The organism is Paraburkholderia sediminicola, assembly GCF_046026895.1.
Taxonomy (GTDB): Bacteria; Pseudomonadota; Gammaproteobacteria; order Burkholderiales; family Burkholderiaceae; genus Paraburkholderia; species Paraburkholderia sediminicola_C.
Window position 1 is genome coordinate 1 of sequence record NZ_JAQQEU010000022.1, and the last position, 19837, is coordinate 19837.

Genomic DNA, 19837 nt, shown 5'->3' on the forward strand with positions numbered 1-19837 from the left:
CGACACGCAGGCCAGCACCGCCGCGAGCGTGCCCGGACGCGGCCCGAGCCGGGCGGAAAAACGCCCGCGCCGCGCCACTTCGAAGGTGCCGGCTTCCTGCTCCGGCAGTACGAAGCAGTGGTCGCGCAACTGCGCGGACCGGATGCTCGCGAAGCCGGCGAGCGGGCAATCGGCCCGCAGTGCAAGCACGAACCGGTCGCGGTGCACCGTGACGGCCTGAATGCCGTCGGCCAGCGGCATGGGCGGGCGCACATAGGCCGCGTCGAGCAGGCCGTCGCGCAGCATCGCGGCGACGTTGTCCATCGGCACTTCGCGAATTGAAATGTCGACCCCCTGATGCGTGCCGCGAAAGCCGCCGACCGCCCGTTGCAACACGCCCGCATAGGCCGCCGACGCCACATAGCCGACTTCGATCCGCCCCAGTTCGCCGCGTTCGGCCAGCACCGCGCGCTCCCCGGCGCGCGTGAGATGGTCTAGCGCACTGAGCGCCTCGGCGAGATATGCGCTGCCCGCCGCGCTCAGCGCCACCGAGCGCTTGCTGCGATGAAAGAGCCGTACGCCGAGCAGGCGTTCGGCTTCCTGGATCAGCTTGGTCAGCGACGGCGCGGCGATACCCAGTTCGTCGGCGGCACGCGAGAAATGCAGGTGTTTTGCAACGCAAACGAACGCGTGGATATGGCGAAGTTCGAGCTGTCGCATGATTTTCCGTATTGTCTCTGAGATTAATTATTTTGTGATTTTATGGCAATGACAGGTAATAGACGCATTGCTACCATGACGTGACTTCGAATCGTCCCCGCCTGCCCGTATGTCATCCGTCTCTACCACTAGCACAGCGCCCGCGCAGCCACCAGCCACCCAGCCGGCGTTCGTGCTCGCCACTGCGTCCGCCACCTGCGCGCTGATCGTGCTGGATACCAATGTCGTGGCCGTCTCGTTGCCGTCGATCGCACGTTCGTTCCACGCGAGTTTCGCCGATGTCGAATGGGTCGTCAGCGCGTATATGGTTGCCTTCGCCGCGTGTCTGATGCCCGCGGGCGCGCTTGCCGATCGCGTCGGCCGCAAGAAGATGCTGCTGGTGGGTCTCGCGGTGTTCTTCTTCGCCTCCTTCGGGTGCGGCGTTGCGGGTTCGGCGGCCGCGCTGAACCTCGCGCGCGCGGTCAAGGGCGTGGGTGCTGCGATGCTGTTGACCGCCGCGCTGGCCGTGATCGCGAACACCTTTCACGAGGGACCCGCACGCGCGCGCGCATGGGCCGTGTGGGGGACCTGCATGGGCGTGGCCACCACGGTGGCGCCGCTGGTCGGCGGCGTCATCACGCAATGGTTCGGCTGGCGCTGGATCTTTCTGCTCAATCTGCCTGTGTGCGCGGTGCTCGCCTGGTGTGCGTCGCGTGTGCTGCGGGAGTCGCGTAATCCCGCGCGCGGACCGCTCGATGCCGCCGGCAGCCTGCTGTTCGGTGTCGCGCTCGCGCTCGGCATCTGGGCATTGATCGAGGTGCCGGCGCACGGCCTCGCGAGCTGGACTACCGGCGCGAGGCTTCTCGCGTGCGCGCTGCTGTTCGGCGCGTTCATCCAGGTGCAGCGGGTCCGGGCGCACGCCATGATCGATCTCGCGTTGTTCCGGCAAGCGCGGTTCGTCGCCGCCGTGCTCGCGATGTTCGGCTACGCCGCGTGCGCGCAGGTGATGATGACGTTCCTGCCGTTGTATTTGCAGAACGCGTTCGGTCTGTCGGCGGTGGCGGCGGGTGTCGGCATGCTGCCGTTCGCGCTGGCGATGGTGGTGGGGCCGTACCTCGGCGCGGCGCTTGGCAGGCGGATTTCCGCCATGACGCTGCTGTCCGCAGCCTTGCTGCTGATCGCGTGCGGCAATCTGCTGACCGCGTCGGTGGCACAGGGCGAGCGGTACGCGTGGGTCGCCCTCGGCATGATCGTGACGGGGCTGGGCGCGGGGATGCTGAACGGCGATACGCAGAAGGCCATCATGGCGTGCGTGCCGCCGGAGCGGACCGGGATGGCGTCCGGTGTCAGCACGACCACGCGCTTCACGGCGATCGTCACTTCGGTCGGCGTGCTCGGCGCGGTGCTCGCGGCGCGCACGCACGCGGCTTTTAGCGCGGCCGTCCCATTGACGCCCGGCGTGAAAGCCGCACTCGACGCGGGCTTCATGTCGCGCGTGTTGGCCGGCGACACCGCACAGGCCACTGCGCATCTGCCGCCCGCGCTGGGTGCTGCACTGACAGCGGCCGCGCACGCGAGCTTCGCCGATGGGTTTGCAGCCGCGCTTCGCGTGGCGGCGCTCGTCGCGGCGTCGGTCGCCGCTGGCGTGTGGTTGCTGGCCGGCAGAGCGCAAGCCCGGCCGGTACGTGGCGCGGGGCGGGACGGAACGTGAGTTGGCGTTGCCCGTGAGTGCCGTTTTCCGCTATCGTGCTGCATTCCCGCAGTCGAGTCCGTGCGGCATACATCGCCTGGTGGCTTTTCGCCATACTCCGGCCACGCACGACACAAGAAACAATGAGCCATCCCAACTCCGAACTGATCGAACGTTTTTACACCGCGTTTCAGCGACGCGATGCCGAAACGATGGTCGCCTGCTATGCCGATGACGTCGTCTTCAGCGATCCCGTGTTCGGTGAGCTGCGCGGCGAAGAAGCGCGCGACATGTGGCGCATGCTGGTGGAGCGTGCGCAGGATTTCTCGCTGACGTTCGGCGGCGTCGCCGCGGACGAGCATGCCGGTCAAGTCCATTGGGTCGCCCGCTATCAGTTCAGCCAGACGGGCCGCGCGGTGGTCAACCAGATCGACGCGCGTTTCGCGTTTCGCGACGGACGCATCGTCGAGCACCGCGACCGCTTCGGCCTGTGGCTGTGGCTGCGCCAGGCGCTGGGCGTGCGCGGCGCGCTACTCGGCTGGTCGCCGCTCGTGCATCGCTTGATCCGCGCGCAGGCACGCAAGGGACTCGCTACCTATCGCAATCGCGAACGGGATCGTTGAAAGCGGTGTCGTCGTTCTGAGATCATGCGCGCAGCGTGCTTGCTATGATTCGGGCAGTTGATCCAGTATCCGTTCAGGCCGACCGACAGGGAGTGCTATGCCAGTAGTGAATGCCGCGTGGGAAGAGTGGCTGGGCAGCAATGTGGCGCGCGGTTGCAGCCCGGACTCGATGATCGAGGCGATGGTGCGCGCGGGCTTCGCCGCCGACGCGGCGCGCGTCGCGGTGCATGAAACGTTTGAGCGGCGCGTAGCGCTTGCCGGGCTTGCCGCGCGGGCCTCGACCGAGGCGGCACTTGCGCAAGCCGCGCGGCAAACCTACCAGTACGACGAGTCGCCGGTCGCGCGCGGCAATGTGATTCGCGCGTACGACCGCGATGTGCGCGTGCTGATGCGCTGCGAACGTCCTCAGGTGATCGTGTTCGCTGACGTGCTGTCCGCCGACGAGTGCGGCGAGATGATCGAACGTTCGCGTCATCGGTTGAAGCGCTCCACCACGATCAATCCCGACACCGGCCACGAGGACGTGATCCGCAACCGCACCAGTGAAGGCATCTGGTATCAGCGCGGCGAAGATCCGTTTATCGAGAAGCTCGACCGGCGCATCGCGAGTCTGATGAACTGGCCGGTCGAAAACGGCGAAGGGCTGCAGATCCTGCACTACGGCACGACCGGCGAATACCGCGCGCATTTCGACTACTTCCCGCCCGATCAGCCGGGCAGCGCGGTGCATACCGCAAAGGGCGGCCAGCGGGTGGCGACGCTGGTGATCTATCTGAACGACGTGCCCGACGGCGGCGAAACCACTTTCCCGGAAGCGCGCATCTCGGTCGCGGCGAAGCAGGGCGGCGCGGTGTATTTCCGCTATATGAACGGCCAGCGGCAACTCGATCCGCTGACCTTGCACGCGGGCGCGCCGGTGCTTGCCGGCGACAAGTGGATCATGACGAAGTGGATGCGCGAGCGCGCTTACGGTTGAGTCCGCGTCATTCGGCTGCCTGGCGGGCGGGGGCAGTGCCGGTCGAGGTGGTCAACAGTTGCTTCAGCGCGTCGCGGGCGCTCGCATGGCCCATGCGCAGGATCAGCAGGCCGATCGCCGCGCCCGCGAGGTGATCGAGCATCGGCAAGCCCGCGAGACTGCCGGCCAGACCCATGGTCGCGACCAGTGCAGACACGGCATCGACGCGCGCATGGCAGGCGCTGGCATCAGAATGGCCGAGCCGCTGCGGCGGCCTTCGGCGCGCAGGTAGCGAAACAGCATTTCCTTGGCGACCATCACGAAACTGCTGACGGCGAGCGCGCCGGTGTGCATCGCGGTGCCGCCGCTCAGCGGCGAGCTTTGATCGATGCTCCGCCAGAGCATTTCCACGGCGGTGAGGATCAGCACGGCGGCGATCAACAGCGAGGCGAGGCCTTGCTCGATGGTGTGGTCGGTGTGGCGTGCGTCGCTCGCCGTCACGCTGATGTGTCTCGCGCTGAGGCACAGCACGACCAGCACGATGGCATCGGCGGCCACATCGCTCAGCGTATGAACGCCGTCGGCGAGCAGTCCGTCCGACTGTGCGGTGATGCCGAGGGCGATCTGCATCGGCGACAGAAACGCGTTGAGCAGCGCGCTGGTGGAGGCGGCCTAAGCAAGGCATCCGCCGTTCTGGATGGGGCCACGCTGGCGGCTGTCCCACACGTTCGATTGACGCATGGGCTGGGACTTTTTCTGATTGTCGCAGCAAAGTACCCGCCGAACGTGGCACGCCGATGACAGCGCGCGCTCGTGTGGTGGTGCGCTTACGCTATCCGCCAGATCTGCGCTCAAGCCGTTGTCTTGTAGACGTCCGGATCGTGCAACTCCATATAGCGCTCGGGATTCGCCACTTGCCTGAAGCCGTGCGGTTCGTAGACGTGGTGCGCGTCGGTCGTCACCAGCACGATTCTTCGCAGACCTGTGAGCGACGGGCTCGCGAATATCTGCTTCATCAAGGTCGACGCATAGCCTCTGCCGCGATACGCGGGCAGCACGAATACGTCGCACAGGTAAGCGAAGGTCGCCTCGTCGGTGATCAGGCGTGCGAACGCAATCTGCTTGCCGTCGATATAGCCGCCGAAACATAGCGAGCCCGCAACAGCCCGCTCGAACGTGTCGCGCGGCATGCCCTTGGCCCAGGCGGTTTCCTGCGACAGGAACGCATAAACCATCTCGATGTCGAGCAAGGTCTTGTCGTTCGAGACGGTCAGTTCACTGGTTTGCACCGCGTGTCTCCGCTTGGTTTCGGGTTGCCGACGCCAGCCTCACTCGCCATCACCCTTTCGCTGGGTCCTCGCTGCCGCGCGAGCCGCCGCCGATGCTCTGTCCGGCGTTGGGTGCGAGGCCCATGTAACCCGCCACGGACACCAGCGTCAGCACCCCGGCAAATAGAAACGCGAGCCGGAAGTCGTCGAGCGTGAAGATGCGCCCTGTCGTCTCGCCGTTGAAGAACGCCGCCGCGCGCAGCGAGACCGCGCCGAACGCGATGCCCAGGCCGATGGTCATCTGCGCCGCCGCGCTCCATAGTGTGCTCGCCGCGCTCATCTGCGGCTGCGCGACATCGGCGTAGGCAAGCGTCGCGAGCGTCGAGAATTGCATCGAGCGCGCCACGCCATACACGAACACGACGAACAGCACGAGCGCGAGCGGCACGTTCGGCGTCAACAGCCCGCATGCGATGATGAATATCCCGGCCACCGCGACATCGACGATCGACACCATGCGGAAACCGTAGCGCTGCAAGATGCGCGTGGTCAGCGCCTTCATGCCGAGGTTGCCGAGCGCGCTCGCGAGCAACAACAGCCCCGATCTGAACGCGGACAAACCAAAGCCGACCTGGAACAGCAGCGGCATCAGATACGGCACCGCGCCGATGCCGATGCGCGTGAACGAGCCCGTCACCACCGTCACAGAGAACGTGGGAATTTTCAGGGTCGAGACGTCAATCAACGGATAGGGATGGTGCTTCGCATGCTGAAACGCCACCACGCCCGCGAGCAGGCCGCCTAGCACCACCGCACCAGCGATCCACGGATTCGTGCCGGGCTGGCTCGCGAGTTCCGCGCCGTACAGGATCGCGGTGAGCGTGAGGCCGCTCAGTAGCAGGCCGACCACGTCGAGCGGCTTGCGTTCGGCGCCGCGCAGATTCGGCACCAGCGCGAGCGCGAGCGCCATCGCCGCCAGACCGAACGGTACGTTCAGCAGAAAGATCCAGCGCCACGACGCGTAGGTGGTGATGAAGCCGCCCACCGGCGGCCCGACCACCGGCGCGGCGATGGCCGGCCATGTGATCGTCGAGATGGCCTGCATCATGCGGCTCTTCTCGGTGCTGCGGACCACGATCAGGCGGCCCACCGGCACCATCATCGCGCCGCCCACGCCTTGCAGCACGCGCGCCGCGGTGAATTCGCCGACGTTCTGCGACAGGCCGCACAGCACCGAGGCCGCCGTGAACACGGCGATCGCGCTGAAGAATACCGTGCGCGCGCCGCAGCGGTCCGCGACCCAGCCGCTGGCCGGAATGAAGATCGCCAGCGCCAGCATGTAGGCGGTCATGCCGAGACTGAGGCTGTTCGGGCCGACGCCGAACGAGTGCGCCATCTGCGGCAGCGCGGTGGCGATCACCGTGGTGTCGAGATACTCCATGAAGAAGGTGGCCGCGACGAGATACGGCAGCCAGCCGACATGCGCGTTGGGTGTGCTGGCGCTGGTCATTGCGCGGTCTCCGCTGCAATGCGTGCGGGGGCGTCGAGGTTGTGGGCGTGCTGGCGCAGGGCGGGCGATGGAGTGGACTTCATGTTGGTTGCGACTACCTTTCGATAACGTGTTTCCGGCGTCCGGGTTTCCGGCGTCGGAGCTTCATGCATCCAGGCTTCCGGCACCGGGGCATCCGGCATCGGGCATCCTGCGTTCGGCTTCCGGCGCCCCCCGTCCGTGCGAGACCCCCGGGCTTCAGCATGGCCGGCGCTGGGCCGGTGCACGCGTGAAGCCGTAATGGATCGCACGCGCGCGGCCAGCCCTGAATCCTAACGCAATAAATCGCGCCATACCGTTGCCGAACACAGGACGCGCCGCTAAACGCACCCTCCAACGCACAGCCAGCACGGCGCGTGCCGGTGCGCCGGCCGGTCCGCGCGGCGCGCCGCGCAACGGACGGGCGCGGGAAACACGCTCGTCGCGCGCCGCTCAGTCCTTCGCGGCGTATTCGCGATCCAGCCGGTCGTACAGCGGCTTGTTGACGAGCCGCTGGCGTTCGCTGAACGGCGCGACGAGCGTCGCGTCCTCGTCGAGACGGCCGTTGCTCTTCAGGCTGCCGAGCGCGCGCTGCATGCCCAGGACCGCGCCCTGCAGCGCCGCGTTCGCATACAGCACGATGCCGTAGCCGAGCTTCGCGAGCGCCTCGCGCGACTGCACCGGCGTCTTGCCGCCGATCACGATGTTGATCAGTTGCGGCTTGTCGAACAGCGCCGGCAGCCGCTCGATGTCGGCAAGCGACTCGGTCGCCTCGATGAACAGGATGTCGGCGCCGGCTTCGATGAAACGATGGCCGCGCTCGATCGCATCCTCGATGCCGTGGACCGCCGCGGAGTCGGTGCGGGCCATGATCTGCAGATTGCCGTCTTCGCGGGCGTCGACAGCCGCGCGGATCTTGCCGACCATCTCGCTCGCCGAGACCACTTCCTTGCCGGCAAAGTGGCCGCATTTCTTCGGCATCACTTGGTCTTCGAACTGGATCACGTCGGCGCCGCTGCGCTCGAGCACGCGCACGGTCTGGCGCACGTTCAGCGCGTTGCCGAAGCCGGTGTCGGCATCGACGATCAGCGGCAGTGCGACCGCGTCGCGAATGCGCGCCGTGTGTTCGGCGACTTCGGCGAGTCCGATGAAACCGAGATCGGGCAGTCCGAGCGACATATTCGTGACGCCCGCGCCGGTGATGTAGAGCGCCTCGAAGCCGGCGTCCTCGATCACGCGGGCGCTCATCGCATTAAAAGCGCCGGGCACGAGGAGGCCTTGGCGTTGGTCGACTTTGGCGCGGAAGGCGGCGCGACGGGTAGCGGAAGTGGTCATGACAGTGAGTCTCCAGAAGGAAAGTCGTTGGGGGATGGGGCGCTATAGTGCAGGAAGCGTGCCATTTGCCGACGGTCGCGGTTTTGTCTCGAATAATCAATGAGTTGGGTCGTTTTGGCCAGGTTGTGCCGTTCGTGGCAGAATACGGTCTCGGTTCCATGAAACGTTTCATGGAACGTTTCAACGCTCTGGCATCGAAAGCTGAACGTCCAGCCTCGAAGCGTAGGAAAAGGAGTGCCTGCGGTGTCCACCCTCACGTCGTCTCTTGTCAATTCCAATCCCGGCCGGCCGGGCGTCGCACTCGTGAGTATCAGCCGGCTGCAGTCGCTTTGCGAGACGGTCGCGCCGCGCTACGCCGAGCGCGCGAAATTTTTCCCGGTCCGGGAAGGTTATGGCGCGGCGGTCGCCATGCTGCAAGCCTACGTGGATGCGGGCGCGGTCGACGTCGTGCTGGCCGCCGGCTCGAACGGCGCGTATCTGCGCGAGCATCTGAACGTACCGGTCGTGATGGTCAAGGTGAACGGCTTCGACGTGCTGAACGCGATCACGCTCGCCGCCACCACGTGGCCCGGCGCGCGGATCGGCCTCGCGCTGCATGAAACGGTCTCGCAGGAACTCGCCGAGCTGGGTCCTTGGCTGAACGTCGGCCTGAATCAGTGCGCGTACCGCTCGGTTGACGAAGTGCGGCTCGCCGTCGACAAGCTCGCCGCCGAAGGCTGCGGCGTGATCATCGGCCCCGGCATGGCCTGCGATCTCGCGCAGCAGGCCGGCATGGAGAGCGTCTTTCTGTATTCGCTCGGCGCGGTCGAAGAGGCGTTCGAGCGTTCCGTCGAGCTGGCGCGCGTGAGCCGTCAGAAGGAGTCCAAGCGCGTGCGGCTGAACACGATCGTCGCGCATCTGCGCGACGGCGTCGCCGCCTTCGACGACGCCGGCCAGCTCGAAGCGGTCAATCCGGCGATGCTGGAACTGCTCGGCCTGGGTGCTCCGAAGGAGGCCCGCTTGGCCAACGCCCTGCAGGAAGCGCCCGTTGGCGGCCTTGAACACGACGTGGCCGCGCAGGTGGCGCGCCTGGTTGCTCCGCTGCTGCGCGAAACGCTCGCGCACGATCAGCCGATCGAGGAGCGCATCGAGCAGATCGGCGGCCGCGCGCTGATCGTCAACTGCGTGCCGATCGTCGAGCACGGCGTGCGCTCCGGCTCGGTGGTGACGGTGCAGGACGCGCTGGTCGCGCAGCGGATCGACCGCTCGCTGCGCACCAGCCAGCGGCCGAAACATCTGGTGGCGCGGCACCAGCTCGACGATCTGATCGGCGGCTCGCCGGCGCTGGAACGGGTGCGCCGCCTCGCGCGGGCCGGCGCGGCGCACGACGCGACCGTGCTGCTCACCGGCGAAAGCGGCACCGGCAAGGAGCTGGTCGCGCAGGGCATCCACAACGCCAGCCGGCGGCGCGGCAACCCCTTCGTCGCGTTCAATTGCGCGGCGCTGCCTGAAGGCTTGATCGAGAGCGAATTGTTCGGCCATGAAGAGGGCGCGTTCACCGGCGCGCGCCGCGGCGGCAAGCCGGGCCTGTTCGAGATCGCGCACACCGGCACGATCTTCCTCGATGAAATCGGCGAGATGCCGGCCGCGCTGCAAAGCCGGCTGTTGCGTGTGCTGCAGGAGCGCGAGGTGATGAAGCTCGGCTCGGGACGGGCGACGCCGGTCGACGTGCGGGTCATTGCCGCAACCCACCGCGACTTGCATGCGCTCGTCGAGCAGGGCGCGTTTCGGGCGGATCTGTATTTTCGTCTGAACCTGCTTCAGATAAAATTGCCGCCGCTGCGCGAGCGGCGCGGCGATGTCGCCCAACTGGCGCGGCACCTATTGAGCCGCGGCGCGCTCCAATATGGTTTGCCGGACGCTGCGCAGCAGCGGGTACTGGCGTTTCTCGCGCCCCTATTCGAGCACTACGCGTGGCCCGGCAACGTCCGGGAACTGGAAAACCTGCTGGTGCGCGCGGCGATCTATTTCGGCGACGCCGCGGCGGATGCGTCGCAGGATTGGCCGGCGGTGTTCCCCGAGTTCGGGCGGACGACGCGGGCGTTGCCGGTCAAGACCGCGCCGGGCCTCGCGGATGCGACCATCAGCAATATTTCTGCCCGCGCCACGCCCACCCGCAAGGACGTGCTGCATGCCCTCGAACATTCCGGCGGCAATCGCGCCGCGGCAAGCCGGGCGCTGGGAATCAGCCGTACCATGCTGTGGCGGCTTCTGAAGGACTGACCCGGTGCGATAGGCGGTAGGGACAAGATAAATAGTGTAAAACTATCGCAAAGATTAAAACAATCCGCTTTACCTATTAAGCGTCGTCTGACATACTGACTCTACTTTCCAACCCACTCAGAAAGAGGATTCAGTAAATGCCGATCATCAACAGTCAAGTCAAACCGTTTAAGGCACAGGCTTATCACAACGGCGATTTCACGACCGTTACTGAAGAAAGCCTGAAGGGCAAGTGGTCGGTTTTCGTTTTCTATCCGGCTGACTTCACGTTTGTGTGCCCGACCGAACTGGGTGACCTGGCCGACCGCTACGCCGATTTCCAGAAGCTCGGGGTCGAAATCTATAGCGTGTCGACCGACACGCACTTCACGCACAAGGCATGGCACGACACGTCGGACACGATCCAGAAGATCAAGTACCCGATGATCGCCGACCCGACCCTGGCAATCTCGCGCAACTTCGACGTGCTGATCGAAGAAGAAGGCTTGGCGCTGCGCGGCACGTTCGTGATCAACCCGGAAGGCGAGATCAAGCTGTGCGAAATCCACGACAACGGCATCGGCCGTGACGCTGGCGAGCTGCTGCGCAAGGTGCAGGCTGCGCAATACATCGCGGCTCACCCGGGTGAAGTTTGCCCCGCCAAGTGGACGCCGGGCGCAGAAACGCTGACCCCGTCGCTCGACCTGATCGGCAAGATCTAAGGTCTTCGGACCTTTCGCAGTCCGCGCCTTACAGCGCACCTGCAGCACCGTGCGGACCGCTTCATGCAGCGGTTCGCGCGGCCCAGGGCCGTACCTGTCCTATCCGGACTGCGTGCGGCGCCGGGAAACCAACACCCCTCGTCACGGAATCGAATCGCCATGCTTGACGCCAATCTCAAGAATCAATTGAAAACGTACCTCGAAAAGGTTAGCAGGCCTATCGAAATCGTCGCATCGCTCGACGACGGTGCAAAATCGCAAGAGCTGCTGGCACTGCTGAACGATATCGCGGCGTTGTCGGAACGCGTGACTGTGGTCCAACGCCGCGGCGACAACGAACGCAAGCCGTCGTTTTCGATCAGCGAGCCGGGCAAGGATACCGGCATCCGCTTTGCGGGCATTCCGATGGGGCATGAATTCACATCGCTCGTCCTCGCACTGCTGCAGGTCGGCGGCCATCCGGTCAAACTCGACGATGCGGTGATCGAACAGATCCGCAATCTCGACGGCGATTATCAATTCGAAACGTATTTTTCGCTGTCATGCCAGAACTGCCCGGAAGTCGTCCAGGCGCTGAACGTGATGGCGCTGATCAACCCGCGCATCCGTCACGTGGCGATCGACGGCGCGCTGTTCCAGAACGAAGTCGAAGCGCGCCAGATCATGGCGGTACCGACGATGTTCATGAACGCCGAAGTGTTCGGCCAGGGCCGCAGCGGCGTGAAGGAAATTCTCGCGAAGCTCGACACCAACGCGGGCGCCCGTGCCGCGAAGGAGCTGGAAAAGAAGCCGGTGTTCGACACGCTGATCGTCGGCGGCGGCCCGGCGGGCGCGGCTGCGGCGATTTACTCGGCGCGCAAGGGCATTGCGACGGGGGTGGTTGCGGAACGCTTCGGCGGCCAGGTGCTCGACACGCTGGCAATCGAGAACTTCGTCTCCGTGACGGAAACCGAAGGGCCGAAGTTCGCCACGGCGCTCGAACAGCATGTGAAGGCCTATGACGTCGACATCATGGACGTGCAGCGCGCCGACGCGCTGATTCCGGGACGCATCAACGAAGTGCGCCTCGCCAATGGTGCGGTGCTCAAGGCCAGGACCATCATTCTGGCGACTGGCGCGCGCTGGCGTGAAATCAACGTGCCGGGCGAGCGCGAGTATCGCAACCACGGCGTCGCGTATTGCCCGCACTGCGACGGCCCGCTGTTCAAGGGCAAGCGTGTCGCGGTGATCGGCGGCGGCAACTCGGGTGTCGAAGCGGCGATCGACCTCGCGGGCATCGTGCGGGAAGTGACGCTGTTCGAATTCGGCGCGACGCTGCGTGCCGACGAAGTGCTGCAACGCAAGCTGCGCAGCCTCGCCAACGTGACCATCGTCACGCAGGCACAGACCACTGAAATCACCGGCGACGGCAAGAAGGTCAATGGTCTGGTCTACAAGGACCTGCGTTCGGGCGAAGTGAAGACGGTCGAACTGGAGGGCGTGTTCGTGCAGATCGGCCTCGCGCCGAATACCGAATGGCTCAAGGGCACGGTGGAGTTGTCGAAGCACGGCGAAATCGTCGTCGATGCGCGTGGCGCGACGTCGGTGCCGGGCGTGTTCGCCGCGGGCGACGTGACCACGGTGCCGTTCAAGCAGATCGTGATCGCCGTGGGCGACGGCGCGAAGGCCTCGCTCTCCGCATTCGATCACCTGATCCGCAACAGCGAAGAAGTGGAAACGGTCAGCGAGGCTGAAGCCGAAGCGGCGGTTTGATGCGGTAGCGCTAGCGTGAGTGGAGAGTGGCGGCCTGCGGGCCGCCGCTCTCGTTGGTGAGTGACATTAAGCCCGCGTGAATGGGGGCTTTGCTTTTTCGGCGAGGGCCGCCTCTCGCAGTTCGCGGCGGGTAAGCCTGAAAGATTACGCAAAAAAGCCGCGCGGCGTACGTGCCGAGCGGCTTTTTATCGATCTGCCAGAACGTGTTGTCAACTCCGGTCAATCGAATACTTGCCAGCACCGGTGACACACAACAGCAGCAGCCCGCCGATGATGCTGATGTTCTTGTAGAAGTGAATCATGTTGTCGTACTGCACTGCGCCGGTCATGTTCCAGTAGTGGTGGCCGATGATCGCGGCGCCCAACGTATAAACCGCAAGCAGCAGCGCCAGCGGCCGCGTAAAGAAACCCACCAGCAGCGCGATGCCCACGACGAACTCCATCACCACGGCGATGATCGTCGACAACTCGGGCATGGGCGCGCCGCTCGACGTCATGTAGGCGACGGTGCCGGAAAAGCCCGTCAGCTTCGACCAGCCGAACATCACGAACAGCACCATCAACAGGATGCGGGCGACGAGAATGACCGCGTCTCTCTGGTTTTCTAACAGGGTATAGCGCATAATTTTTTCCAATAGTCCGGGAGGGACGTGGCTCGCCGCAATTCGTCCCGCGAGCCACGCCTGAGTTAAACAAGCGATCGAGGCCTCAAGCCCACAGCGCCGACGTCTCGATGTTGCGCAAATCGAACACCAGCACTTCCGCGTCATGGCCTTGCGACAAGTTCAGCGCTTCTTCGCCGCGCACTCGCACGCCGTCGCCTGCGCCGAGCTCCACGCCGTTCACCGTCACACTGCCGCGCGCTACGTGGATGTACGCATAGCGGTCGCTCGCCAGTTCGAGCCGCGCGGTTTCAGCCCCGTCGAAAAGCCCGGCGTACACGCGCGCATCCTGTTGCAGCGTCAGCGAATCGTTCGCGCCGTCCGGCGACAGCACGAGGCGCAACACGCCGCGCTTGTCAGCCGCGCTGAAATTCCGTTGCTGATAACGCGGTGCGGTGCCCTGCGCGCCCGGGGCGATCCAGATTTGCAGGAAGTGCACCGGCTCGCGCTTCGAATGGTTGTATTCGCTGTGCGCCACGCCGGTTCCCGCACTCATCAGCTGGATGTCGCCCGGCACGATCACCGAGCCGGTGCCCATCGTGTCCTTGTGCTCCAGCGCGCCTTCCAGCACGTACGAGAAAATTTCCATGTCGCGGTGCGGATGCTTGCCGAAGCCTTGCGCCGGCGCCACGCGGTCGTCGTTGATCACGAGCAGATCGGAGAAGCCGTTCTGCTTCGGGTCGTGATAATGCGCGAAGGAAAACGTGTGACGCGAGCTGAGCCAGCCGTGTTCCGCGCGGCCGCGTTGATTGGCATGTCTGATTTCAAGCATCTTTTTCTCCTTTGAGTTGTGCGATCCGGGCCAGATGTTTGTCCGCGATCCATGAATGACAGTGTAGGTCAATCTGGTTGGCTATAATCGATCTCGACAGTGAAACACTGTCGCCAATCAGTGGACAATACGATGCAACTCGATGACATGCGGATCTTCGTCGCCACGGTCGACGCGCACAACTTCACCGCGGCGGCCAATCGGCTCTCGCTGTCCAAGCAGTTCGTCAGCCGCCGGGTGATGGCGTTGGAAGAAGCGCTCGGCGTGCAGCTACTGATCCGCAATACGCGCAAGCTCGCCGTGACCGACCTCGGCCAGGAGTTTTACGAGCGCGCGAGGCGCATCCTCGCTGAAGTCGAGGATGCCGAGCAGGCCATGTCGCTGCGGCGCGCGGGTCCGCGCGGGCTATTGCGCGTGAGCGCGCCGATGTCTTTCGGCATGCTGCATCTGTCGCCGCTCGTCGCGCTGTTCCTGCGCGAGCACGGCGACGTGCGCTTCGACATGGAGTTGAGCGACCGCACCGTCGACGTGGTGGGCGAGGGCTTCGACATGGCGATCCGCATCGGCACGCTGGCCGATTCCACGCTGATCGCGCAGAAGCTGGTCGACGTCAGGATGGTGGCGTGTTGCAGTCCGGGGTATGTGAGGCGCCGCGGGGCGCCCGCCGTGCCGGCCGATCTGCAACGTCATTCATGCCTGTTGTACGGCCATGGCGGCGCGGTCAGCTGGGACTTCGTCGTGGACGGGGTGGTGAAGGGCGTCGAAGTGCGCGGACCGTTGCGGGCCAACAATGGCGATCTGATCCGCGACGCCGCCGTGGCCGGGCTGGGAATTGTTCGGCTTCCCGATTTTATCGTCGCGGACGCGCTCAAAAACGGTCGACTGGTCCCCGTGCTCGACGCCTTCCTGCCTGACGCGACCAGCGTCTACGCGGTGTATCCGCAGCATCGGCAAAGCTCGGTCACGATCCGCGCGTTTGTCGAGTTCTTGCGCAAGCATTTGAAGAAGAATCTGGCGGCTTGAGGGCTTGAGGGCTTGAGGGCTTGAGGGCTTGAGGGCTTGCGCGTGGTGCGGCTGGCTGGCGGAGCACTACGGCGCGCCGCCGCCGCGCACGTCACGGCAACCTTCTCATGACCTCACGCCGCCCACTGAACAGCATCACCCATTGCGAAAGATAAAGCTGTAACCATTCAACGCCGGCACGCCACCCAGATGCGCGTACAACACGCGCGAGCCCGCGGGAAATTCCCCATTACGCACCATGTCGATCATCCCGTGCATCGATTTGCCCTCATAGACCGGATCGGTCAACACGCCTTCGAGCCGCGCGCACAAGCGGATCGCCTCCAGCGTGCCGTGGTTCGGCAGACCGTATTCCGGACCGCCGAATCGCTCGTCGAGCACCACGTCTTTCGCGGTGATATCACGGCCGAGGTCGACCTGCTGCGCGGTCTGCTGTGCGATTCGCGTGATCTGCTCGCGCGTCTGTGCCGGTTTCGCCGATGCATCGATGCCGATCACGCGCTCGGCGCGGCCATCTGCGGCAAAGCCGACCACCATGCCGGCCTGCGTGCTGCCGGTCACCGAACACACGACGATGTAGTCGAACTTGAAGCCCAGCTCGGCTTCTTGCTGACGCACTTCTTCCGCGAAGCCGACGAACCCGAGTCCGCCCAGCGGATGATCGGAGCAGCCGGCCGGAATCGCGTAGGGCTTGCCGCCCGCGGCGCGCACGCTGTGCAGCGCATCTTCCCAGCTCTTGCGAAAGCCGATGTCGAAGCCGTCTTCGACGAGCCGCACATCCGCGCCCAGAATCCGCGACATCTGGATGTTGCCGACGCGGTCGTACACGGCATCCGAATAGTTGACCCAGTTCTCCTGCACGAGCACGCACTTCATGCCCAGATGGGCGGCGACGGCCGCCACCTGGCGGGTCTGGTTCGACTGGATTCCGCCGATCGACACCAGCGTGTCGCAGCCCTGCGCCAGCGCTTCCGGAATCAGATATTCGAGCTTGCGGGTCTTGTTGCCGCCGAACGCAAACCCGCTATTGCAATCCTCGCGCTTCGCGTACAGATGCACCTTGCCGCCGAGATGATCGCTCAGGCGTTTGAGCGGCTGGATCGGCGTCGGTCCGAAGGTGAGTGGGTAGCGAGGGAATCGTTGCAGGTTCATGGCAGCTCCGTGGTGAGTAGATGTGCGACGCGACGCGAACAGCGGGCCGTCGTGTGGAATCCATGGTAGGTAAAACCGGCCGAAATGAGCTTGCGAAAAAATTCCGTTTGGCATAGTTTTAGAAATGAACCGGACTTGGTTGCTTAATAAAAAAACGTAGCAGCTACAATGAACGCAATAAAAATTCGCACCGCGCCCAAAGCATCCAAGGCTTCGCCTGCTCCGGCCGAACCGCGTCAGGCGCTCGATCGCATCGATCGCGCGATCCTGCGGCAGTTGCAAACCGACGCGTCGATCTCGAACGTCGCGCTGGCGGCGAAGGTGAAGCTGAGCGCGCCCGCCTGCTTGCGGCGCGTCGAACGGCTCAAGGAGTCGGGGCTGATTCGCGCCGTGGTCGCGCTGATCGACCCGAAGGCGGCCGGCGCAGGGATGCTGGTGATCATCGGCGTGGTGCTGGACCGCTCGACGCCGGAGTCGTTCGCCGAGTTCGAGAAAGCCGCGCAGAGGGTCGCCGGGTGCATGGAGTGCCACGTCGTCACCGGCGAATTCGACTATTTCATGACGATCCGCACGCGCGACAGCGACAGCTTCAACCGCCTGCACGCCGAGCAGTTGCTGTATCTGCCCGGGGTCCGGCAAATCCGCTCGTTCATGGTGCTCAAGGAAATTCTCTCGACCACGCAATTTCCGCTGTGACGCGCCGTCCCGCAAAAAGACGCGCATGCTGTCATAAAACGCGCTCCCGAACGACCCATCTCAGGATCATTCGCGCACGGCGCGCGCTGCGTCGGAACGGGTGAACGGTACGGACTTTCCGGAGCGATCATCATGGCTTGCAACAGACGGGTATTTCTCAGGTTGATGGGCGCGGCGTCGCTGGCCGGCGGCGCGTGGGCGGCCCGCGCGGCGCGCGCGGCGCAGGCGGCAGACCCGGGCGCGGCGGCTTACGAGGTCTCGCACAGCGACGCCGAGTGGCACAAGCTGCTGACCGACGCGCAGTACCACGTGCTGCGCGAGGCGGGCACCGAACGCCCGTTCAGCAGCGCGTTGAACGACGAGCACCGCGCCGGCACGTTCGCGTGCGCGGGCTGCAAACTGCCGCTGTTCTCATCGAAGACCAAGTTCGACAGCGGCACCGGCTGGCCGAGCTTCTGGCAGCCGCTGGATCATGCGGTCATCACGCACACCGACCGGTCGTTCGGCATGACGCGCGACGAGGTGCTATGCCGCCGCTGCGGCGGCCACCTCGGCCACGTGTTCGACGACGGCCCCAAACCGACCGGCCTGCGCTACTGCATGAACGGTCTTGCGTTGACATTCACGCCCGCCACGGGCGGCGTGAGCTGATCGAATCGGAACGGACATCATGGACATCCAGGATCGCATTGACGGCAAGCGGGCCCGCTCGCGCACGGCGGCTCTTCTGCTCTCGCTCGGAATCGGCACGCTGGCGCTGCTGTTTGCGCAGCGCGCCGCGTTCGCGGCCGAGACCGCGGTGGTGATCGCGCCGCCCGCGCTCGACGAGCCGATCTCGGCGACCACGGCCCGCGAGGAAACCGCAGTGTTCGCGGGCGGCTGCTTCTGGGGCGTGCAGGGCGTGTTCCAGCACGTGCGCGGCGTGACGAAGGCGGTTTCCGGCTACTCGGGCGGCACGCGCGAGACCGCCGACTACGAGATCGTCAGCGGCGGCGAGACGGGCCATGCGGAATCCGTGCAGGTCACGTTCGACCCCGGCAAGGTGACTTACGGCCAGTTGTTGCAGGTGTATTTCTCCGTGATCCACGATCCTACCCAGCTGAATCGTCAGGGGCCGGACAGCGGCACGCAGTACCGCTCGGCGGTGTTTCCGCTGAACGACACGCAGCGGCGCGTCGCGCAGAGCTATATCGCGCAGCTCGAGAAAGCGCATGCGTTTGCCGCGCCGATCGTCACCCGCATGGAGCCGTTCAAAGGCTTCTATCCGGCCGAGCCCTATCACCAGAACTACCTGACGCTGCATCCGAACTCCGCTTATATCGCATTCAACGACATGCCGAAGGTCGCCAATCTGAAGCGTCTGTTCCCCAATCTGTATCGCGACAAACCGGTTCTGGTCGAAGCGTCGCAATAGTACGAGCGGCGCTCGCCGCAAGTTCTTCCCGGCGTGGCGGCTGGCGCTGCCGCCGCGTCCCGTCCGGCAAGGTCCGTGACGCCGGCTTTGTCCGCGTGCCAGACTCTCACCTATAGGCCCGCCGGCCTCGCGTGCGGCCATTCGAACGTGTGCTCCAAGCACCTGGCGCATATTTTGCGCACGCCTGTCTTCGTCGGCCGATCGTCCGCACGGGCATGTTCATACAAAAACCCCGCCCAGTGTGGCGCGGCGGCCGCAGCGGATGGTGCGGCTTCGCCGTGCAGAGCTTGTCGTTCTCTGAAAAAATTACATGCCGTAAGTAACAGCGTGGCGGTCGCCCGGGCGTTTCTTATCCGTCGGGCAACTCGAACAGGAATTGAACCCCCTCGCGATAGGCGAGATCGGAGGCTTCTGGTGTTGAACAGCCGTAGAAAGAAGCGGGGCCGCGCGCTCTGCAACAAACAAACAGGCATTGCGGCAGCCTCTCTGGTCGCCGTGACTCTCGGCGGCATTGCCTTTCTTCCGGGTTCGGCGTCGGCTCAGACGCCTTCGCCACTGGGCGAATGGCAGTACTCGGTGGGCGTTCCGCTGCAGAAGATGTGGCAACCGAACATTCCTGACTGGCAGGTGCGTCTTGGCGTGGCGACCTCGTTCCAGCCGCGCTTCGAGGGCTCGGACCGCTATCACGTGGTGGCCGGGCCGAGCATCGACGTGCGCTACAAGGATTTGTTCTTCCTGTCGAGCGGCGAAGGCTTCGGCGTCAACTTCGCGCAGGGCGCGAACTGGCGCGTGAGTCTCGCCGGCGTCTACGACCTGGGACGTCGCGGGCAAGACGATCCGCAGGAACTGAATGGGCTCGGCAATATCAACGTGGCGCCCGGGCTCAAGCTCGCGGGCGAATATGTGGTGTCGAAGGACTTCCCCCTCGTGATCCGCGCCGACGTGCGGCGTTATTTCGGCGGCTCGAATGGCTGGATCGGCGACCTCGGCGCCTACATGCCGATGCCGGGCAGTTCGAAAACGTTCTTCTGGTTCGCCGGTCCGAACGTCGCGCTCGCGGACTCCAAGTACATGAACAGCTGGTTCGGCGTGAATCAGGAACAGGCGGCGCACTCGCAGTATCCGCAGTACCACGCGAGCGCCGGGTTCAAGTCGGTGGGCTTCGGCGTCAGCGCGATCTGGCTGTTCAACAAGCACTGGTTCGCGACGGCGGACGGCGCGTTCGAACAGTTGGTCGGCGGTGCGGGCAATAGCCCGATCGTGCGCACCAGGGCGACCGGCGTGGCCGACGTTTCGATCAACTACCGCTTCTGACGCAACGGCCCG

General features: G+C 65.0%; 20 protein-coding genes. 11 read left to right on the top strand and 9 right to left on the bottom strand.

Annotated features, from left to right (window positions below):
* On the bottom strand, nt 1-699 hold a 699-nt coding region (locus tag PQR02_RS17255), incomplete at its 3' end, for a LysR family transcriptional regulator (RefSeq protein ID WP_408233139.1).
* A gap of 109 nt (nt 700-808) precedes the next feature.
* Between PQR02_RS17255 and PQR02_RS17260 the strand changes: the two genes are divergently transcribed.
* The 3 genes from PQR02_RS17260 (at nt 809) to PQR02_RS17270 (ending at nt 3967) form a co-directional block, all read left to right on the top strand.
* Nucleotides 809-2389: an MFS transporter gene (locus tag PQR02_RS17260; protein WP_408233142.1), complete on the top strand. Its 1581-nt coding sequence runs from the start codon at nt 809-811 to the stop codon at nt 2387-2389.
* A 122-nt stretch (nt 2390-2511) separates the two neighbouring features.
* Nucleotides 2512-2991: a nuclear transport factor 2 family protein gene (locus tag PQR02_RS17265; protein WP_408233145.1), complete on the top strand. Its 480-nt coding sequence runs from the start codon at nt 2512-2514 to the stop codon at nt 2989-2991.
* Between the two features lie 97 nt (nt 2992-3088).
* Nucleotides 3089-3967, top strand: a complete 879-nt coding sequence (locus tag PQR02_RS17270; protein ID WP_408233148.1) for a 2OG-Fe(II) oxygenase — start codon at nt 3089-3091, stop codon at nt 3965-3967.
* A 7-nt stretch (nt 3968-3974) separates the two neighbouring features.
* Here PQR02_RS17270 and PQR02_RS41090 read toward each other — a convergent pair whose 3' ends face one another.
* From PQR02_RS41090 to PQR02_RS17290, 5 genes are all read right to left on the bottom strand, one after another.
* Nucleotides 3975-4109 carry a hypothetical protein gene (locus tag PQR02_RS41090; protein ID WP_494478094.1) on the bottom strand — a complete coding sequence of 45 codons (135 nt, stop codon included), beginning with the start codon at nt 4107-4109 and terminating at the stop codon, nt 3975-3977.
* A complete protein-coding gene (locus tag PQR02_RS17275; protein WP_494478095.1) occupies nt 4070-4576 on the bottom strand; it encodes a cation efflux transmembrane domain-containing protein in 507 nt (168 codons plus the stop codon). Before PQR02_RS17275 ends, PQR02_RS41090 begins: the two co-directional genes overlap by 40 nt.
* 221 nt (nt 4577-4797) lie before the next feature.
* Nucleotides 4798-5235, bottom strand: coding sequence for a GNAT family N-acetyltransferase (locus PQR02_RS17280; RefSeq protein WP_408233151.1), 438 nt, complete (start codon nt 5233-5235; stop codon nt 4798-4800).
* A gap of 49 nt (nt 5236-5284) precedes the next feature.
* Nucleotides 5285-6724 carry an MFS transporter gene (locus PQR02_RS17285; protein ID WP_408233154.1) on the bottom strand — a complete coding sequence of 480 codons (1440 nt, stop codon included), beginning with the start codon at nt 6722-6724 and terminating at the stop codon, nt 5285-5287.
* 471 nt (nt 6725-7195) lie between these two features.
* Nucleotides 7196-8077, bottom strand: a complete 882-nt coding sequence (locus PQR02_RS17290) for an isocitrate lyase/PEP mutase family protein (protein ID WP_408233157.1) — start codon at nt 8075-8077, stop codon at nt 7196-7198.
* A gap of 243 nt (nt 8078-8320) precedes the next feature.
* Between PQR02_RS17290 and prpR the strand changes: the two genes are divergently transcribed.
* From prpR to ahpF, 3 genes are all read left to right on the top strand, one after another.
* A complete protein-coding gene (gene prpR, locus PQR02_RS17295; protein ID WP_408233160.1) occupies nt 8321-10339 on the top strand; it encodes a propionate catabolism operon regulatory protein PrpR in 2019 nt (672 codons plus the stop codon).
* Between the two features lie 137 nt (nt 10340-10476).
* Nucleotides 10477-11040 (top strand): alkyl hydroperoxide reductase subunit C, encoded by a 564-nt coding sequence (gene ahpC, locus PQR02_RS17300; protein ID WP_408233163.1) that lies wholly within the window; start codon nt 10477-10479, stop codon nt 11038-11040.
* Nucleotides 11041-11199: 159 nt separating this feature from the next.
* A complete protein-coding gene (gene ahpF, locus PQR02_RS17305) occupies nt 11200-12792 on the top strand; it encodes an alkyl hydroperoxide reductase subunit F (protein WP_408233166.1) in 1593 nt (530 codons plus the stop codon).
* A 209-nt stretch (nt 12793-13001) separates the two neighbouring features.
* On the opposite strand, the gene PQR02_RS17310 is transcribed toward ahpF, so the two are convergent.
* Nucleotides 13002-13415 carry a DoxX family protein gene (locus tag PQR02_RS17310; protein WP_408233169.1) on the bottom strand — a complete coding sequence of 138 codons (414 nt, stop codon included), beginning with the start codon at nt 13413-13415 and terminating at the stop codon, nt 13002-13004.
* 85 nt (nt 13416-13500) lie between these two features.
* Nucleotides 13501-14226, bottom strand: coding sequence for a pirin family protein (locus tag PQR02_RS17315; protein WP_408233172.1), 726 nt, complete (start codon nt 14224-14226; stop codon nt 13501-13503).
* A 132-nt stretch (nt 14227-14358) separates the two neighbouring features.
* Here PQR02_RS17315 and PQR02_RS17320 point away from each other — a divergent pair, with 132 nt between their 5' ends.
* A complete protein-coding gene (locus tag PQR02_RS17320; RefSeq protein ID WP_408233174.1) occupies nt 14359-15249 on the top strand; it encodes a LysR family transcriptional regulator in 891 nt (296 codons plus the stop codon).
* Nucleotides 15250-15384: 135 nt separating this feature from the next.
* Here the strand turns inward: PQR02_RS17320 and PQR02_RS17325 are convergent, their stop codons facing one another.
* Nucleotides 15385-16401, bottom strand: coding sequence for a 1-aminocyclopropane-1-carboxylate deaminase (locus PQR02_RS17325; protein WP_408233177.1), 1017 nt, complete (start codon nt 16399-16401; stop codon nt 15385-15387).
* A gap of 168 nt (nt 16402-16569) precedes the next feature.
* Between PQR02_RS17325 and PQR02_RS17330 the strand changes: the two genes are divergently transcribed.
* From PQR02_RS17330 to PQR02_RS17345, 4 genes are all read left to right on the top strand, one after another.
* A complete protein-coding gene (locus tag PQR02_RS17330) occupies nt 16570-17097 on the top strand; it encodes an Lrp/AsnC family transcriptional regulator (protein ID WP_408233180.1) in 528 nt (175 codons plus the stop codon).
* Nucleotides 17098-17229: 132 nt separating this feature from the next.
* Entirely contained in the window at nt 17230-17748 is a 519-nt protein-coding gene (gene msrB / locus PQR02_RS17335) for a peptide-methionine (R)-S-oxide reductase MsrB (RefSeq protein ID WP_408233183.1), read from the top strand.
* A 19-nt stretch (nt 17749-17767) separates the two neighbouring features.
* Complete coding sequence (gene msrA / locus PQR02_RS17340; RefSeq protein WP_408233186.1) at nt 17768-18511, top strand: peptide-methionine (S)-S-oxide reductase MsrA; 744 nt, start codon at nt 17768-17770, stop codon at nt 18509-18511.
* Nucleotides 18512-18925: 414 nt separating this feature from the next.
* Nucleotides 18926-19825: a MipA/OmpV family protein gene (locus PQR02_RS17345; RefSeq protein WP_408233189.1), complete on the top strand. Its 900-nt coding sequence runs from the start codon at nt 18926-18928 to the stop codon at nt 19823-19825.
* The last annotated feature ends 12 nt before the right edge of the window (nt 19826-19837 follow it).

Bases quoted from the DNA above. Each gene is read 5' to 3' on its own strand.
- PQR02_RS17260 (WP_408233142.1), top strand. From the start codon at position 809: ATGTCATCCGTCTCTACCACTAGCACAGCGCCCGCGCAGCCACCAGCC.
- PQR02_RS17265 (WP_408233145.1), top strand. From the start codon at position 2,512: ATGAGCCATCCCAACTCCGAACTGATCGAACGTTTTTACACCGCGTTT.
- PQR02_RS17270 (WP_408233148.1), top strand. From the start codon at position 3,089: ATGCCAGTAGTGAATGCCGCGTGGGAAGAGTGGCTGGGCAGCAATGTG.
- PQR02_RS41090 (WP_494478094.1), bottom strand. From the start codon at position 4,109: ATGCTCGATCACCTCGCGGGCGCGGCGATCGGCCTGCTGATCCTGCGC.
- PQR02_RS17275 (WP_494478095.1), bottom strand. From the start codon at position 4,576: ATGCAGATCGCCCTCGGCATCACCGCACAGTCGGACGGACTGCTCGCC.
- PQR02_RS17285 (WP_408233154.1), bottom strand. From the start codon at position 6,724: ATGACCAGCGCCAGCACACCCAACGCGCATGTCGGCTGGCTGCCGTAT.
- PQR02_RS17290 (WP_408233157.1), bottom strand. From the start codon at position 8,077: ATGACCACTTCCGCTACCCGTCGCGCCGCCTTCCGCGCCAAAGTCGAC.
- ahpC (WP_408233163.1), top strand. From the start codon at position 10,477: ATGCCGATCATCAACAGTCAAGTCAAACCGTTTAAGGCACAGGCTTAT.
- ahpF (WP_408233166.1), top strand. From the start codon at position 11,200: ATGCTTGACGCCAATCTCAAGAATCAATTGAAAACGTACCTCGAAAAG.
- PQR02_RS17310 (WP_408233169.1), bottom strand. From the start codon at position 13,415: ATGCGCTATACCCTGTTAGAAAACCAGAGAGACGCGGTCATTCTCGTC.
- PQR02_RS17315 (WP_408233172.1), bottom strand. From the start codon at position 14,226: ATGCTTGAAATCAGACATGCCAATCAACGCGGCCGCGCGGAACACGGC.
- PQR02_RS17320 (WP_408233174.1), top strand. From the start codon at position 14,359: ATGCAACTCGATGACATGCGGATCTTCGTCGCCACGGTCGACGCGCAC.
- PQR02_RS17325 (WP_408233177.1), bottom strand. From the start codon at position 16,401: ATGAACCTGCAACGATTCCCTCGCTACCCACTCACCTTCGGACCGACG.
- PQR02_RS17330 (WP_408233180.1), top strand. From the start codon at position 16,570: ATGAACGCAATAAAAATTCGCACCGCGCCCAAAGCATCCAAGGCTTCG.
- msrB (WP_408233183.1), top strand. From the start codon at position 17,230: ATGGCTTGCAACAGACGGGTATTTCTCAGGTTGATGGGCGCGGCGTCG.
- msrA (WP_408233186.1), top strand. From the start codon at position 17,768: ATGGACATCCAGGATCGCATTGACGGCAAGCGGGCCCGCTCGCGCACG.